Annotated in this window: 16 protein-coding genes; 8 read left to right on the top strand and 8 right to left on the bottom strand. The window is 72.7% G+C overall.

Going from position 1 to position 15952, the window contains the following annotated elements; genetic code table 11:
* Positions 1-82 precede the first annotated feature (82 nt).
* Complete coding sequence (locus tag ISP_RS22315; protein ID WP_013226009.1) at positions 83-985, top strand: LysR family transcriptional regulator; 903 nt, start codon at positions 83-85, stop codon at positions 983-985.
* On the opposite strand, the gene ISP_RS22310 is transcribed toward ISP_RS22315, so the two are convergent.
* Entirely contained in the window at positions 982-1881 is a 900-nt protein-coding gene (locus tag ISP_RS22310; RefSeq protein ID WP_013226008.1) for a LysR family transcriptional regulator, read from the bottom strand. The two genes, ISP_RS22315 and ISP_RS22310, sit on opposite strands and share 4 nt — an antisense overlap.
* Before the next feature lie 70 nt (positions 1882-1951).
* On the opposite strand from ISP_RS22310, the gene ISP_RS22305 reads away from it, so the two are divergent.
* Entirely contained in the window at positions 1952-2920 is a 969-nt protein-coding gene (locus tag ISP_RS22305; protein WP_013226007.1) for a YeiH family protein, read from the top strand.
* A 113-nt stretch (positions 2921-3033) separates the two neighbouring features.
* Positions 3034-4527 carry a sialidase family protein gene (locus ISP_RS22300; protein ID WP_013226006.1) on the top strand — a complete coding sequence of 498 codons (1494 nt, stop codon included), beginning with the start codon at positions 3034-3036 and terminating at the stop codon, positions 4525-4527.
* A gap of 93 nt (positions 4528-4620) precedes the next feature.
* Here ISP_RS22300 and ISP_RS22295 read toward each other — a convergent pair whose 3' ends face one another.
* The 3 genes from ISP_RS22295 to ISP_RS22285 form a co-directional block, all read right to left on the bottom strand.
* On the bottom strand, positions 4621-5901 hold the full coding sequence (locus ISP_RS22295) for an MFS transporter (protein ID WP_013226005.1): 1281 nt from the start codon (positions 5899-5901) through the stop codon (positions 4621-4623).
* Between the two features lie 79 nt (positions 5902-5980).
* Positions 5981-6487: a flavodoxin domain-containing protein gene (locus tag ISP_RS22290; RefSeq protein ID WP_013226004.1), complete on the bottom strand. Its 507-nt coding sequence runs from the start codon at positions 6485-6487 to the stop codon at positions 5981-5983.
* A 91-nt stretch (positions 6488-6578) separates the two neighbouring features.
* Entirely contained in the window at positions 6579-7733 is a 1155-nt protein-coding gene (locus tag ISP_RS22285; RefSeq protein WP_071831729.1) for a nitric oxide synthase oxygenase, read from the bottom strand.
* A gap of 432 nt (positions 7734-8165) precedes the next feature.
* Here ISP_RS22285 and ISP_RS22280 point away from each other — a divergent pair, with 432 nt between their 5' ends.
* On the top strand, positions 8166-9191 hold the full coding sequence (locus tag ISP_RS22280) for a CobW family GTP-binding protein (protein ID WP_013226002.1): 1026 nt from the start codon (positions 8166-8168) through the stop codon (positions 9189-9191).
* Between the two features lie 66 nt (positions 9192-9257).
* Entirely contained in the window at positions 9258-9512 is a 255-nt protein-coding gene (locus ISP_RS22275) for a hypothetical protein (RefSeq protein WP_013226001.1), read from the top strand.
* On the opposite strand, the gene ISP_RS22270 is transcribed toward ISP_RS22275, so the two are convergent.
* Positions 9509-10078 (bottom strand): TetR/AcrR family transcriptional regulator, encoded by a 570-nt coding sequence (locus ISP_RS22270; protein WP_013226000.1) that lies wholly within the window; start codon positions 10076-10078, stop codon positions 9509-9511. The genes ISP_RS22275 and ISP_RS22270 overlap by 4 nt on opposite strands.
* Before the next feature lie 98 nt (positions 10079-10176).
* Here ISP_RS22270 and ISP_RS22265 point away from each other — a divergent pair, with 98 nt between their 5' ends.
* Complete coding sequence (locus ISP_RS22265) at positions 10177-11313, top strand: MFS transporter (RefSeq protein WP_230468892.1); 1137 nt, start codon at positions 10177-10179, stop codon at positions 11311-11313.
* Between the two features lie 47 nt (positions 11314-11360).
* Here ISP_RS22265 and ligD read toward each other — a convergent pair whose 3' ends face one another.
* Together ligD and ISP_RS22255 are read right to left on the bottom strand one after the other, a co-directional pair.
* Positions 11361-12365 (bottom strand): non-homologous end-joining DNA ligase, encoded by a 1005-nt coding sequence (gene ligD / locus ISP_RS22260; RefSeq protein WP_013225998.1) that lies wholly within the window; start codon positions 12363-12365, stop codon positions 11361-11363.
* Positions 12362-13441, bottom strand: a complete 1080-nt coding sequence (locus tag ISP_RS22255; protein WP_176742235.1) for an ATP-dependent DNA ligase — start codon at positions 13439-13441, stop codon at positions 12362-12364. Before ISP_RS22255 ends, ligD begins: the two co-directional genes overlap by 4 nt.
* A 72-nt stretch (positions 13442-13513) precedes the next feature.
* Here ISP_RS22255 and ISP_RS22250 point away from each other — a divergent pair, with 72 nt between their 5' ends.
* Together ISP_RS22250 and ISP_RS22245 are read left to right on the top strand one after the other, a co-directional pair.
* Positions 13514-14020: a DinB family protein gene (locus ISP_RS22250; RefSeq protein ID WP_013225996.1), complete on the top strand. Its 507-nt coding sequence runs from the start codon at positions 13514-13516 to the stop codon at positions 14018-14020.
* The gene (locus tag ISP_RS22245) at positions 14020-14784 is read left to right on the top strand and encodes a prenyltransferase/squalene oxidase repeat-containing protein (protein WP_013225995.1); all 765 of its coding nucleotides are present in this window, start codon (positions 14020-14022) and stop codon (positions 14782-14784) included. Before ISP_RS22250 ends, ISP_RS22245 begins: the two co-directional genes overlap by 1 nt.
* On the opposite strand, the gene ISP_RS22240 is transcribed toward ISP_RS22245, so the two are convergent.
* Positions 14781-15941 (bottom strand): DUF1015 family protein, encoded by a 1161-nt coding sequence (locus ISP_RS22240; RefSeq protein WP_013225994.1) that lies wholly within the window; start codon positions 15939-15941, stop codon positions 14781-14783. The two genes, ISP_RS22245 and ISP_RS22240, sit on opposite strands and share 4 nt — an antisense overlap.
* Between the last annotated feature and the right edge of the window lie 11 nt (positions 15942-15952).

Below are 15952 nucleotides of genomic sequence, written 5' to 3'. Positions count from 1 at the left end.
TGGGCCGCGGCGGCGCGGACGTCCAAAGCCTGGTTCTCATCGGGCGATACGCTTCAGGCATCACCGCAGGTAGACTGCGGTCATGGCGGACCTGGACCTGCGGCTGGTGCGGTACTTCACGGCGGTGGCCGAGCACCGGCACTTCGGGCGCGCGGCGGCCGCGCTGCACACCACGCAGCCGTCACTGAGCCGGCAGATCCGCCGGCTCGAAGGCCAGCTCGGCGCGCGCCTGCTGGACCGCACGCCGCAGGGCACGCGGCTGACCGAAGCGGGCGAAGTGTTCCTGCCGCGCGCCAAGGCGCTGCTGCAGTCGGCCGAGCAGGCGGCGGAGAGCACCCGCGCGGCGGCCGCGCCGAGCCGCCTCACGATCGGCTACCGGACGAACCTGTTCGTCACGCCGGCGGTGCGCGAACTGCGCCGCCGCCATCCGGAGGCCGAGGTGCTGACCCGGCACCTGGGCTGGACCGAAACCCGGGCCGCACTGCTGGAGCACCGGGTGGACATCGCGGTCACGCGGTTGCCGCTGCGGGCCGACGGGCTGCGCGTCACCGTGCTCTACGACGAAGAGCGGGTGCTGCTGGTGTCCGCGGACCACCGCCTGGCCGGCCGGGCGTCGGTCACGCTGGCCGACATCGCGGACGAGCCGCTCCCCCGCGTCGACGACCCGGAGTGGAACGCGTTCTGGCGCATCGACCCGCGCCCGGACGGCAGCCGGGCTCCGGACGGCCCGCTGGTCAGGGAGTTCGAGGAGAAGTTCGAACTGATCGCCGCGGGCCAGCTGGCGGCGATCGTCCCGGCCGGGGTCCGGTTCAGCCGTCTCCGGCGCGACGTGACGATCGTTGCGCTGGAAGGCATCGAGCCGTGCCAGGTGGCCCTGGCCACCCGCGCGACCGACGACAACGATCTCCTGGCCTCCGCGTGCCGGACGCTGGAGGCGCACCTGACCAGCCCGGAAGCGGCCGGCCTCACGGTTTCGGCGCGCTAAGAACCGGACTTCACCGCCAGCGTCAGCAACTCCGCCGCCGGACCCGTCAGGCGCCGGCCCGCCGGCCACACCGCGCGCAGCACCCGGGCCAGCTCCATGCCCTCCACCGGCACCGGCACCAGCCGCCGCCCGGCCACCTCGCGCACCACGTCGAGGTCGCTGATCACCGCCGGCCCGGCGCCGGCGATCACCGCGTTGCGCACCGCCGAAGCCGATCCCAGCTCCAGCAACGGCTTCACCGGGCCCGCTCCCGCCCGGCGCAGCGCCGCCTCGACGGTCTCACGCGTTCCCGAGCCCGGCTCCCGCACCACCAGCGGCGTCGCGGCCAGCTCCTCGGCCCGCAACGGACGGCGGCGCCGGGCCCAGGCGTGGCCGGCCGGGACCACCACGACGAGCCGGTCCGCCGCGACGCGGCGCGTGGCCAGGCCCGGCCACGGCCCCGGCGATTCGACGAACCCCAGGTCCACCCGCCCGCGCGCGACGAGGTCGGCGACCTGCTCGGAGTTGACCACCTCGAGCCCGACGTAGGTATCCGGCCCGCTCCGCTTGACCTCGCCGATCCAGGCGGGCACGAAGTGCTCGGCGAGCGTCATGCTCGCCGCCACCCGCAGCTGCGCGCCGCGCTGGGTGCGCAGGGCTTCCGCGCCGGTGCGCAGTCCGTCCACTTCGGCCAGCACGCGGTGGGCCCAGCCCGCGATCACCCGGCCGTCCGGGGTCAGCGCCGAGCCGCGCCGGGTCCGGTCCACCAGGGACAGTCCCAGCTGTCGTTCCAAAGTGGACAATCGTTTGCGGGCCGACGGCTGGGCGATGCCGAGTGCGGCGGCCGCCTGGCCGATGCTGCCGAGGTCGTCGACGAGCACCAGCAGGCGCAACGAGTCCAGATCCGGTCCGGTCATAGCTTCAGTCTATGACCTGACCACACACTGCCGGCTACCGCGCACGCCCGCGGGCGACGAGGCTGCAGGTATGGCACTGACGACGGCGAAGACCTCCGGCCTCGCGATCACCGGGCTCGGCGTCGCCGCGGCGTACGCACTCAGCTCCGCCTGGCCGGTGGTGGGCGCGCTCACGGTCGCGGTCGTGCTGGGCGTCACGGTCGGGAGCACGCCCGTCCTGACCGACGAGCAGCGCGTGGCCGTCGCCCGACTGACGAAACGCCTGCTGCGCGCGGGCGTCGTCCTGCTCGGGCTCCAGCTCGCCCTCCCCACCGTGCTCGCACTGGGCCCCGGCACGCTGGCCGCGGTCGTGCTGACGGTCGCCGTCACCTTCCTCGGCACGCTCGGCCTCGCCCGGCTGGTCCGGGTGCCGCGCAGTCTCGCCCTGCTGGTCGCCACCGGTTTCTCGATCTGCGGCGCGTCGGCGATCGCCGCGGTGGAAGGCGTGATCGAGCGCGACGACGAAGACGTCGCCACCGCCGTCGCGCTCGTCACCTGCTACGGCAGCTTCGCCTTGGCCGCGCTCCCCCTGCTCGCTCGCGCCCTCGGCCTGGACGCGACCCGGACCGGCAGCTGGGCCGGGATCTCGGTGCACGAGGTTGCGCAGGTGGTCGCGGCGGCCGGGCCCGCGGGCGCGGCGGCGGTCGGGATCGCCGTCGTGGTGAAGCTGAGCCGCGTCGTGCTGCTCGCCCCGGTGGTCGCGCTCGTCGGCGCCACCGAACGCGGCCGCCGCGACACGCACGCTCCGCTGGTGCCGCTGTTCGTCCTCGGCTTCCTCGCGATGGTCGCGGTCCGGAGCACCGGGCTCGTCCCCGCGTTCGTGCTCGACGTCGCGAAGATCGCGTCGACACTCCTGCTCGCCGGCGCGCTGTTCGGCCTCGGCTGCGCCGTCCGGCTCGGCGCGCTGCTGCGCGGCGGCGGCCGAGCCCTGCTCCTGGGGTTCCTGTCTACGCTTCTGGTGCTGGCGACCGGGTTCGGCACCCTGGCCGCGTTCACCTGAAATTTGCCTGCCCGACACGTATAGGTCGTTATACGTGCGGTTGTACTCCTCTTGTACGGGACGCGTCGACGCTGCTGACGAGACGTTGAACGAATCCGTAGGGAGCACGAACCGTGAAGATCACCCGACTCGCCCAGGGCCTGCTGGCCGGCCTGCTGGGGTGCGCCGCCCTGGCGGTCCCGGCGGCCATCGGCGCCGCGACCGCGCAGGCCGACGTGGCCAGCACATTGGTGTTCAACAAGGACACCGAGGGCCACGACTGCTACCGCATCCCCACCATCGTCAAAGCGAACAACGGCGACCTGCTCGCGTTCGCCGAAGGCCGCAACGGCGGCGCCCACGCCTGCGCCGACCTGGGCAAGATCGATCTCGTGATGAAGCGTTCCACCGACGGTGGCAAGACGTGGGGCGCGCTGAACACCGTCATCACGGCGTTCGGGGACACGAAGGGCAACCCCGCACCGATCGTCATCCCGGGCAGCGACCGGATCGTGCTGCTGTCGACCATGCAGTGCTACACCAATCCCGACTGCGGCCGGATCCCGCGCGTGTCCATCAGCGAGGACAACGGGAAGACGTGGGGCGCGCCGAAGACGCTGACCACGGAACTCGGCTTCTCGGCCGCGCCGGGCTGGCTGGCCACCGGGCCGTCCCACGGGATCGTGCTGACGCGCGGCGCGCACAAGGGCCGGCTCGTCGCCGGGATGAGCTACTCGAACATCGGCGCGCTGGTCTACAGCGACGACAAGGGCAGCACCTGGCACCTCGGCGCCACCGACAAGCCGACGACGAGTGCGATGAACCCGCAGGAGATCAGCGTCACCGAGCTCCGGGACGGCCGGATCTACGCCGCCGCGCGCAACCAGGCGAACGACGGCAACAAGTGCCTCGAGGACGGCACGCACAACCGCGCCTTCGCGATCAGCTCGGACGACGGCGCGACGTTCAGCTCGAAGTTCGACTTCGCCACCGACCTCGTCGCGCCGACGGTCGAGGGCTCGACGGCCCGGATGAGCGCCACCGACACCGGCGGCAAGTACAACCGGATCCTGTTCGCCGCACCGTCCGTTTGCGGCGAGCGCGAGGGGCTGCGCGTGCACTCGTCGTTCGACGAGGGCGCCAACTGGACCGGCACCGCCGGCAGCCTGCTCGTGTGGGGGCAGGGCGCGGCGTACTCGGACATGGTGCAGCTGTCGCAGTCGTCGGTCGGGGTGCTGTTCGAGGTGGGTCCCACGGAGCACCCCTACGACGCGATCCGCTTCGCGGCGGTCAGTGACGCCGCGCTCGGCGCCCCGGCCTGCGGTGGCGGCTACAGCGTGATCGACTCGGCGCCCCTGGGCACCGGCGGCGCGGCCGGCACGGTGTACCTGTCGTACAACGCGGCCAACGGCCAGAACTGCGTCAGCACCATGAAGAACGCCTCCGCCGGGACGGCCACCGCGACCGCGGCCTACCTGGAGGTCAAGGGCTCGGCGCGGCAGACCGACTCGGGCTCGTTCTCCTACTTCGCCGGCCCGGTCAAGGCCACGGCGGCGGACAAGTGCGTGAAGTGGGGCGGCGCGGCCGGCGGCCAGGTCTACGACAGCCAGTTCGAGCACTGCAGCTGAACCGGACGGGGACCCGCACCCCGGCCGGGTCCCCGCTCCGGTGCCGCGCCGGGCGGTCGGAAGCCGGTGCGGCTACCGACCTCCGAGCCCGCGCTACTTCGAACCCGCCGGTGCCGTCGCCACCGCGGACTCGCCGAACTTGATCCCCTTCGCTTCCTTCCCGATCGCCGTCAGCACCGCTACCGCGATCAACCCCGGCACCACCGTCCACACCAGAGCCGACGTGTACCCGTGGGACTCCGCGATCGCCTGCTGGATCGGCAGGTTCAATGCCGCCAGCAGATTGCCCAGCTGGTAGGTCACGCCCGGATAGAAGCCGCGGATGGCGTCGGGGGACATCTCCGTCAGGTGCGCCGGGATCACTCCCCACGCTCCCTGGACCATGATCTGCATCAGGAACGACCCCAGCGCCAGCATGCCGGCGCCGTGGTCGACCGCGAAGATCGGGATCACCGGGAGTCCCAACACCGCCGCCGCCACGATCGTGCGGCGGCGGCCCAGGCGCTCGGACAACGTCCCGAACGTCAAGCCGCCGATGATGGCTCCGATGTTGTACAGCACCGCTATCCACGTGCTCGTCGCCGCGCTCAGGCCCGCGCCGCCGTTGTCGTGGGCCTTCAAGAAGCTCGGGTAGACGTCCTGGGTTCCGTGGCTCATCCAGTTGAACGCCGTCATCAGCAGGATCAGGTAGCCGAAGCGGCGGATCACCTTCGGGTTCAGCAGGATGTCCTTCACCGACGTCCGCGTCACCTTCAGCTTCTCGCGCGCGGTCTCCCACACCTCCGACTCGCGGACGCGCGCGCGGATCAGCAGGCTGATCAGCGCCGGGAAGATGCTCAACACGAAGATCCAGCGCCACGGCAGCTCCAACGCCGAGTGGAACAGCAGGTACGCCAGCGCCGCCAGCAGGTAGCCGATCGAATAGCCGACCTGCAGCAGGCCCGAGAAGAAGCCGCGGCGCTCGACCGGGATCTTCTCCATCGCCAGGGCCGCGCCCAGCCCCCACTCGCCGCCCATGCCGATGCCGTAGACGAACCGCAGCACCAGCAGCACCGTGTAGTTCGGGGCGAACGCGCACAGCAGGCCGGCCACCGAGTACAGCACGACGTCGGCCATCAGCGGGATCCGGCGGCCCACCCGGTCGGCCCACAGACCGAACAGGAGCGCGCCGACCGGGCGCATCACCAAGGTCGCCGTCGTGATGAACGCCAGCTGCGTGGCCGTCGCCCCGAACGACTTGTCCTTCGCGATGTCCGCCAGGACGAAGACGACGAGGAAGTAGTCGAACGAGTCCATGCTCCAGCCGAGCAGCGCCGCGAGGAACGCGTTGCGCTGGTCGGAGGTAAGCGCTTTCCTGCCCGGTCGATCCGTCACCTTCGCCCCGTTCCGTCGGTTTCCCACCGGAAGACCTCAGGCCCGGTTTAGCACCCACCACCCCGGGCGGGCAAGGGGATCAGTGCGCGACGCGGATGCGGACCCGGCGGCCGACGTCCCGGGCCCACGCCTTGATCCGGTCCCAGTCGCGGAAGTCGCCGGTGCGCCGGCCCGACGCCACGAGCTTCGGGATCAGGCCGTGCACGATCGCCGGGTCCAGCCGGCCGCCGAAGGTGGCCGTGCGTTCCGCGTCGATGCGCGCGGCCAGCAGCGCCACGTTCGCCGGCAGGCTGACCTGGTGCGTCGCCGCGCCGGGGCCGCACGGTCCGCTGTGGAACAACCACACCGGACGCTCGGCGAGCGCCCGCGCGTTGCGTTCCAGCAGCCGGACGGCCTCCGGCCGCCACCGGTGGTAGTACAGGGCACTGCCGACGACGACCGCGGCGTAGTGCTCGACGCCGGCCACGTCGGCGGCGTCGCGCACGTCGACGGTCAGGCCCGCTTCACCGAGCTCGGCGGCGATGACCTCGGCGATCTGCCGGGTTCCGCCGTGACGCCCGGCGTAGGCGACGAGGACTGCGGTCATGCACCCCATTGTCGGCCCTCGCGGACCGGATTGCCCCGCGGACTGCACACGATCCGCCGAACGGGCGCTCGCACGCTACTCTCCGCAGCCCTCACGGCGGCGCCAGGAACGCCGGCCGCTCCGTCGGGTCAGGTTCGTCGTAGTAGCGGTGGAAAACCGCGGTTTGCCCGCCGGACAACGGCGGCACGATCCAGCTCCACTCCGCGGGGCACCGGCGCCCGGCCCGCTCCTCGCGTTCCAGGTGGGACAGGAACCGGTGCGATTCGGTGTGGTGGTCGGCCATGGTGACCCCGGCGGCGTCGAAGGAATGCTGCACCGCCAGCGTCAGCTCCACCAGCGCCCGGTCGCGCCACAGCGTGCGCTCGGACGCGGTGTCCAGGCCCATCAGCTCGGCGATCACCGGCAGCAGGTCGTAGCGCCCCTCGTCGGCCAGGTTCCGCGCGCCGATCTCGGTGCCGAGGTACCAGCCGTTGAACGGTGCGGCCGGGTAGGTGACGCCGCCGATCTCCAGCGGCATGTCGCTGATCGCGGGCACGGCGTGCCAGCGCAGCCCCAGCCCCGCGAACCAGCGGTGGTCGGGGTGGGTCAGCGGGACCTCCAGGACGACGTCCGGCGGCAGGGTGAACAGCCGCGGCTCGCCGGGCGCGGCCTCGATCAGCAGGGGCAGGACGTCGAAGGACCCTCTTCGCTCCGGCGGCCGCCAGCCGAGTCTTCGCACCTGCTCGGTGAATTCGGCGTAGCGCGGGTCGCCGAGGACCGAGCCGTCTTCGAGGCGGTACCCGGCATAGCGGATGAGCTGCTCGTTGTGGATGCGCGGGCCCGGTGTGTCCGGCGTGTCCGGGGCGAAGACGGTGATCGTCGGCCGGATCCGCCCGCCCCGGGTGGCCTGCCGGAGGTGGGCGACGCACTCGCCGGCGATCGCGGCGGGGTCGGTGACCCGGCGCCGGTCCCGGATGCGCAGGCTGCGCCAGTAGAGCCGGCCGATGCAGCGCGCCGAGTTGCGCCACGCGACGCGCGCACCGTACGCCAGCTCGGCCGGGGTGTGGCGGTAGGTGCCGGTTTCCTGGATTTCCGCGCGCACCGCGGCCAGCCGGGTCTCGAACCGCTCGCCCTCTTCCGCGGCGCCTTCGGCGAACATCCGGTCCAGGAATTCCTCCGCTTCCGCGGAATTGACGTTCTGCTCCCGCGAGACGCGCTGTGGGTAAAGCGGTAGCGAGGGCGTCACCCGCTCGGGTGTAACGGTCACCGCGGTTCCCCACTCTCCGAAATCGCGATCTGCAGCCCGACGAAAAGGTCCACCGTTCCTCCGAGAGTCGCCGACAACACTGCTGGCCGAAAGTCCCCACTGCCCTGGGAAATCCGGCCAGGCGAGGGAGGATACCCCACGTTCCGCGAGGCGGGCTCCGCCACTCGGGAACGCCGTCACGGCGATCGCGGAATACCGGCACACGCAGGCCTGATCCGAAAAACAACTGCTACCAAGCGTTATTCGGGCATGGCGCTGCGCGTTTTCCGTCAATCGATCACTTCCCACGGTGAAATCCGCGTGATCCTTTATCGCCCGGCCGCCTGCGTCTTTTCGTGGGTATTCGACGAGCGGCCTTCACCGGGGCCTGGCACCCGTGTACGCGCGCCCACGTTAGAGTCGCGGTATCGGCAAAAGAGGGAGGACGGTTTCGTGCACGCCAGGCGCATCCCCGTGGTCCTCGTCGCCGGGTTCCTCGGCGCGGGCAAGACGACGCTGCTCAACCACCTGCTCGCCAACCGCGAGGGCGCCCGGGTCGGCGTCGTGGTCAACGACTTCGGGCAGGTGAACGTCGACGCGCTCGCCGTCGCCGGCAAGGTCGACACGATGGTCTCCCTCGGCAACGGCTGCCTCTGCTGTGCCGTGGACGCCAGCAGGCTGGACGCGATGCTCGCGAAGCTGTCGAGCGCCGAGGCGGGTATCGACGTCATCGTCGTCGAAGCCAGCGGCATCGCCGAGCCCCGCGACCTCATCCGGCTGATGATCGCCAGCGAAAACCCCGACATCCGCTACGGCGGGCTCGCCGAGGTCGTCGACGCCGCCGAGTTCGAAGCCGCCCGCGAGCGCCACCCCGAGCTGGCCGATCACCTGCGGCTGGCCGATCTCGTGGTGCTGAACAAGGCCGACCGGGTGTCCGCCGAGGCGCTCGCGAAGCTCACCGCGACCGTCGAAGAGCTGGCGCCGGGCCGCCCGCTGCTGGTCACCGAGCACGGGCGGGTCGACCCGCGGCTGTTCTTCGACCCGGAACCCCGCGGCGAGCGGGCCGGCCAGCTGTCGTTCGACGACCTGCGCGAGGACGACCACGACCACTCGCGGCACCTGCACGCCGAGTACCAGACGGTCACGTTCACCGCCGCGACCCCGCTCGCGCCGCGGGCCTTCGTCGAGTTCCTCGAGCGGCGGCCGGCCGGGCTCTACCGGATGAAGGGCCAGGCCGACTTCGGCCCCGCCGGCCCGAAATCGCGGTTCCACCTGCACACCGTCGGCGGGTTCGTCCAGCTGGAGCGGTCGGCTTGGCCGCCGGGCGAGCCGCGGCGGACCGAGCTGGTGCTGATCGGCGCCGGGATCGACACCGACGCCGTGCTCGCCGACCTGGACCGGTGCCGGGCCGATGACCCCACCACCGTGGACGAGCGCGGCCTGCTGCACGTCCTGCGCTACCTGCCTGACGAGGCCTGAGGGCCGCCACGCCGAAGATCGGCAAATGCGCTCGGATCCCGGCCACCCCGACGGACACTGGCCGCCATGACGACCACCGCGGTGAGCGCACCACGCTGGTACCTGGTCGGCGTGCTGCCCGAAGACGTCCCCCTGGCCCACCTGATGACCCGCTCCGGCGACCTCCGCTACCGGCGTTCGGCCTGCGGGGAGCGGGAGTCCCGCAGCTGGAAGCCCGTCGACCTGCCGACGTCCGAGCTCGCGCCGTGCCCGGCGTGCGTCGCGACGCTGTCCGGCGTCGGCGAGGACCGCAGCCAGCTCGCCCTCGATCTGGGGATCTAAGCGGTCAACGTCCGCGCGAGCCGCTTCGCGGTCTCGAACGGCTGCGGGCCCTGGGCGACCACCGACGTGGCCGTGGCGCCCTCCAGCAGGAGCATCAGCTCGTCGGCCAGGGCGTCGGCGCGCTCGGGGTCGCCGCGGTCGCCGCGCCGGAGCTGCGCCCGCAGGTAGCCGTGCAACGCGGTCTTGTGGTGGCGGACCACTTCGCGGACCGGGTCGGCGGGGTCGGGGAACTCCGAAGCCGCGTTCTGGAAGGCGCAGCCGCGGTAGCCGTCGCGCGACAACCAGGCTTCGTAGGCATCGAACACCGCCAGCACCCGCTCCCGCGGATCGGCGTGCGCGGCGGTGATCCGGTCGACCTCCTCCTGCCACCGCCGGTCACGCTCCCGCAGGTACGCGACGACGAGCCCGCTCTTGGACCCGAAGTTGCCGTAGAGGGCCGCCTTCGTCACCCCGGCTTCGGCCGCCACCGTGTCGACGCCGACGGCGTGGATGCCGTCGCGGTAGAACAGCGTCGAAGCGGCTTTGAGCACCTTCGTGCCCGCATCACCGGGACGGGCTCGGGCCACCGCACTCCTCCGAACAGATCGGTATCGGTCTCTACCTGCAGTGATCGTACCATCGCTTGACACCAGACAGACCTGTCTGTTTGGTGGATGAAGTGGTGATGCAGACGAAGACGGACCGCTGGTGGTCCACGGCCGCGATCGGCGCGGTCGTGATCGCCCTCTGCTACGGGTTCGCGCGCTACGCGTTCGGGCCGTTCGTGCCGCGGTTCAGCGAGACGTTCGGGCTCACGACGGTCGGCGTCGGCGTGCTCGGCGGCGTGTCCACCGCGGGGTACGGCCTCGGGTTGCTGCTGGCCCCGAGCACGTCCGCGCGGTCGGCGCGCGGCACCGTGCTGCTGGCCGCCGCGGCGGCGACGCTCGGGCTCGGCCTGATGGCCCTGGCGCCGCACGTCGCGGTGTTCGGCGCCGGGATCGCCGTCGCGGGGGCCGGCGCGGGCCTCGTCTCGCCGGGCGTCGCCCAGCTGATCGGCGAGACGGCCGGGGCACGCACCCGCGACCGGGCGCAGACCTGGGCCAACACCGGAACCGGCCTGGGGCTGGCCGCATCGGCGTTCACTCCCCTGCTCGCGTTCGGCTGGCCGGTGATCTGGTCGGCGTTCGCCGCCCTCGGCGTGGCCGTGACGCTGATCGCGTGGCGGACGTTGCCGCGGTCACCCGGGCCCGGTGACGCCCCGGCGGCGTCCGGCCCCGGCGGCGGAATGGTCCCGCTCGTGGTCAACTCCGTCCTCATCGGCGTGACGAGCGCGCCGTACTGGACGTTCTCCAGCTCCCGGCTCGCCGAAGCCGGGCTGAGCCCGGTGGCCGCGACCTGCTGCTGGGCCGCCATCGGCGTGGCCGGGCTGCTCGGCGGCCTGGCGGGCCGGGCGGCCGAGCGCGTGGGCCTGCGGACGGTCAACCTCGCGACGTGGACCCTCTCCGCGACCGGCATCGCCCTGCTCGCCCTGCCGGATCCGGGCGTGCCCGTCGCCCTGCTTTCCGGCGCGCTGTTCGGCAGCACCTACATGGCGCTGACCGGGCTGTGCATCCTCTGGGCGGCCCGCCTCTTCCCGGCGCGGCCCGCCCGGGGCATCACGTGGTCGTTCGCCGGGCTCGGCGCCGGCCAGACCGTCGCCTCACCGCTGGCCGGCGCGGCGGCCGCGGGCCTCGGGTCCGCGGCGGTGTTCGGGCTGACCGCCCTGGTGGCGCTCACCGCGTGGAGCCAGCTCCACCGCCGCCTCGGGCCGCCACCGCGGTGACACCGTCCGGCGCCGACCCGGTTGCGCCCAGGCTCTGACAGCCTGCCTCACGCCTTCTTCGCGCGGCTCGGCGCCACCCGAGGCGGCTCGTTGGGCATCTTCGGGTACACCGGCGGCCACGGCGCGTCCATCAGCCCGTCCGCCATGTCGCGTTCGGACATCGCCAGCAGCGGCTCGATCGACTGCGGCCGCTCCCCCGCCCCGGCCCACGGATCGCCGCGCTCGGCGACCCGCGCCGGCACCGTGCTCAGCGTCAGCGTGTCGGGCTCGACGGTGTCCAGCTCGTCCCAGCCGATCGGGGTGGACACCTGGCCGCCGACCCGCGGGCGCACGCACCAGGTGCCGAACACGGTCTTGTGCGGGGCGTTCTGGTTGAAGTCGACGAACACGCGCGAGCCGCGTTCTTCCTTCCACCACTGCGCGGTGATCTTCTCCGGGTGCCGGCGTTCGAGGGCCCGCGCCAGCGCGACCGCGGCCGCCCGCACCTGGAAGCTGTCCCAGCGCGGCTCGAGCAGCACGTAGAGGTGCAGCCCGCGCGAACCCGACGTCTTCAGGTGGCCCTCGATGCCGTGTTCGGCCAGGAACTCCCTGGTCAGCACCGCGGCTTCGCGCAGCTCGTCGAAGCCGATGCCGGGCGACGGGTCGAGGTCGACGCGCAGTTCGTCGGTGACCTCGGGCGTGTCGGCGAGGTAGGGCCAGACGTGGAAGCCGAGGCAGCCGAGGTTCACCGCCCAGAGGAGGTGGGCGAGGTCCTTCGCCACCAGCGCGTCGCTCGTCGTGCCGTTCGGCGTCGAGACGACCGTGGTGGTCAGCCACGGCGGCGTGCCCTTCGGGACGCGTTTCTGGAACCAGTTCTTGCCGCCGGCGCCGTCCGGGTAGCGCTCCAGCAGCAGCGGACGCCCGCCGAGCCGGGCCAGCAGCGGCCCGGAAATCGCCCGGTAGTACTCGACGAGGTCGAGCTTCGTCTCCCCGCGTTCCGGGAAGTAGACCTTGTCCGGACTGCTGATCTTGACCTCGACGCCGTCGACGTCGAGCAGGACCGCCCCGCTCACCGCGCCTCCCCCAACAGCTTCGCGAGCTCGGCGGGCGGTGCCTCGTCGAGCTGGGCGTACGTGCAGGACTCCGGGGTGCGGTCGGGCCGGAAGCGGACCAGCCGCCCGCCGTGCCGGAACCGGCCGCCCTGCAGGTGCTCGTAGCGGACCTCCGCCACCCATTCCGGGCGCAGCGGCTCCCACGAGAGGTCCTTCTGCGGCGCCCACCGGCTGTTGGCGCCCGGCTGGCGACCGGGCTGCGGTTCGTACTCGGCCCAGTTGCGCCACGGATGGCCTTCGAGCGCGTTCTCGCGCAGCGGCGCCAGCTCGTCGACCAGCTCGGCCCGCCGCGCCTTGGTGAAGCTGCTGGCCACGCCGACGTGGTGCAGGACACCCTCGTCGTCGAACAGCCCGAGCAGCAGCGAACCGACGCCGGCGCCGTCCTTGTGCCAGCGGAAGCCGGTGACGACGCAGTCGGCCGTGCGCTCGTGCTTGACCTTCAGCATGACGCGCTTGTCCTGCTCGTACGGCAGGTCGCCGGGCTTGGCCATGACGCCGTCGAAGCCCGCGCCCTCGAACCGGGTGAACCAGTCCTCCGCCTGCGCCGGATCGTCGCTCAGCGGGGTCAGGTGGACGCGCTGCAGCCCTTCGGCGGCCGTGGACAGCACGCTTTCGAGCTGCTTGCGCCGCTCGCGGAACGGCTCCTCGGTGAGATCGGTGTCGCCGAGGGCGAGCAGGTCGAAGGCGATGAAGCTGGCCGGCGTCTCCTCGGCGAGCTTGCGCACGCGGGAAGCCGCCGGGTGCAGCCGCAGCTGCAGCACCTCGAAGTCGAGCCCGGCCGGCGTGACCAGCACGATCTCGCCGTCCACGACGCAGCGGGGCGGCAGCGCGGCGGCCAGCAGCTCCACCAGCTCCGGGAAGTAGCGGGTCAGCGGGCGGTCGTTGCGGGAGCCGAGTTCGATCTCGTCGCCGTCGCGGAACACGACGCAGCGGAACCCGTCCCACTTGGGCTCGTACAGCAGCCCCGGGTCACGAGGCACCTCGTGCACGGCTTTCGCGAGCATCGGCCGCACCGGCGGCATGACGGGCAAGTCCACCGCGCGAGCTTAAATCACAGGTACGACACTTCCTTGGCGAAAGACAGAGCCCGTCGTGATACACACTCCTTCGTGACCACCGAACGCCCCGCACCGCCCCTGACCGGCGGCGAGCGCGAAATGCTGCGCACCTTCCTCGACTTCCACCGCGCCACCCTCGCGATGAAGTGCGACGGACTGTCCGACGAGGACCTCCGCCGGGCGTCGAGCCCGCCGTCGACGCTTTCGCTGCTCGGCCTGGTCCGGCACATGGCCGAGGTCGAGCGCACCTGGTTCCGGCGGGTGATCAACGCCGAGGACATCCCGCTGCGGTGGTCGTCCGAAGGGGACTTCCAGGCCGCTTACGACGCGAGTTCGTCCACGCGCGCGGAAGCTTTCGAGGCGTGGCAGGCCGAGGTCGAGCAGTCACGCAAGATCGAAGAGACGGCCGAGTCCCTGGACGTCACGGGGTACCAGCCGCGCTGGGGCGAGGACGTCTCGCTGCGGCTGGTGATGCTGCACATGATCCACGAGTACGCCCGGCACAACGGCCACGCGGACTTCCTGCGGGAGGCCATCGACGGCGTCACCGGAGCCTGATGGACCTGCTCGCCTGGTTGCGCGACACCGACCCGGCCCTGCGCCGGCAGGTGGAGCGCGACCTGGCGGGCGAACCACCGGAGGTCTGGGAAGCGACCCGGGCGCGGATCGCGTCCGAGGGGTTCGGTGCCCGCCTGCTGGCGGCGCAGGACCCCGACGGCCGGTGGGCGGGCGGCGCGTTCTTCCCCGCCGGCTACCGCGGCGACGAGGACCAGCCGTGGACGGCGACGACGTGGACGTTGAACGCCCTCCGGGAATGGGGCCTCGACGCCGCCGTCCTGCACGGCACGGCCGAACTGCTCGACCGGCACTGCCGCTGGGAGTACGACGACCTGCCGTACTGGGGTGGCGAAGTCGACTGCTGCATCAACGCCTGGACCCTCGCCAACGGGGTGTGGCTCGGCGCGGACGTCGCCGGGATCGCCGAGTGGTTCGTCGAGCACCGGATGCCCGACGGCGGCTGGAACTGCGCGTGGGTCGAAGGCTCGACGCACTCGTCCGTCCACTCGACGCTCAACGCGCTCAAGGGCCTGCTCGCGTTCGAAACCGCGACGTCCTGCTTCCGCGACGCGGGCCGCCCGGACGAGCGGCCGGCCAAGGCGATCGCCCTGGTCCGCGCGGCCCGGCAGGCCGACGGGACGTGGCTGCAGCAGCGGACCGATTCCGGTCGGGCGTGGTTCGCGGTGGACGTCCCGGCCGGGCGGCCGTCGAAGTGGCTGACGCTGTTCGCCACCCGGGTCCTGAGCTGGTGGGACGGGCGCTAAAGCTCCGCCAGCACGAGCCCGCTGCGCGGCTTCGGCGTGAAGTACGTGGCCTTCCGCGGCATCCGGCGGCCGGCCGCGTGCACGGCGAGGACGTCGGCGTAGCTCACCGGGGCCAGCAGCACCACCGCGTCCGCGTCCGGCGGCAGCGGGCGGCCGGCCGGGAGCGGGCGGACGCACGGCCCGTCGGGGTCGACGCCGAGCGCGTGGGCGAACAGGACCTGCTCGACGACTTCGTGGTCGATCACCGGCCGCGGCCCGGCCACGGCCGGGAGCGGGATCCGCAGCACCGCCGCGCCGGCGCGCACCACGACCTCGCCGGTGACCGGCACGGCGTGCTCGTCGTAGCGGACGTCCAGGCCGGCCTCGCACCAACGGGACACCAGGTCTTCCGGGCCGAGTCCGGTGCCGGTGAGGACGCGGTGGATCGCGCCGATCTCCAGGGCCGGCCCCGCGGTGACCAGGGCGAGCAGCGCGCCGTGCCCGGCCGCCGCCGCGGCGGCCACGCGGTGGTTGCCGTCGGCGACCAGCAGGTCCGTGCCGGCGACCGCGGCCAGCAGCCGGCTCTGCAGCGGTCCGGCGGGCACCAGCCACAGGTCGTGGCGACGGCCGGCCGCGTCCGAAGTGGACAGATCGGGCAGGCCGAGCCCGGCGCACGCCTGCTCGACCTGCTCGGTCAGCTCCGCGCCGCCGGCGGCCGGGACGAGCAGGGCCGCGCTGGTCGCGCAGCCCAGGCCGGCGAGCACCGCGGCCCGTTCGGCGACGACGTCGGGGTAGACGTCCTCGGTGTGGCGGACGCGCGCGGTGCCGTCGTCGGTCACCGCCGCCGGGTCGACCAGGCAGAGCAGGCCGAGCGCCACGCCGTCCGGCCCCTCGATCCGGTAGGGCGCGACGACGTCGCCGACCGGCCGGTAGGACCGCTTGCGGAGCCGTTCGAGCGCGGCACGGGCGATGGGGACGGCGGCGGTCAGGCCGAGCCCGCGGGCCAGCGCCGCGGGGGTGCGGGCGGGGTGCTGAACGGCCAGGAGGCTGTCGGCGGCGCCGGGTGCGGCCAGCGCGGCGATCACGCGTTCGGGCTCGGCGAACTCGTCGACGTCGGGGCCGGGGACCGCGTCGCGGACCACCCAGCCCCGCCCGATCGGCCGGATCCAGTCGCTCATCCTGTCCATCT

The sequence above is a fragment of the Amycolatopsis mediterranei genome (assembly GCF_026017845.1).
GTDB lineage: Bacteria > Actinomycetota > Actinomycetes > Mycobacteriales > Pseudonocardiaceae > Amycolatopsis > Amycolatopsis mediterranei.
The sequence above is the reverse complement of the archived record's forward strand: the minus strand, read 5'-3'. Positions and strand labels throughout refer to the sequence as shown.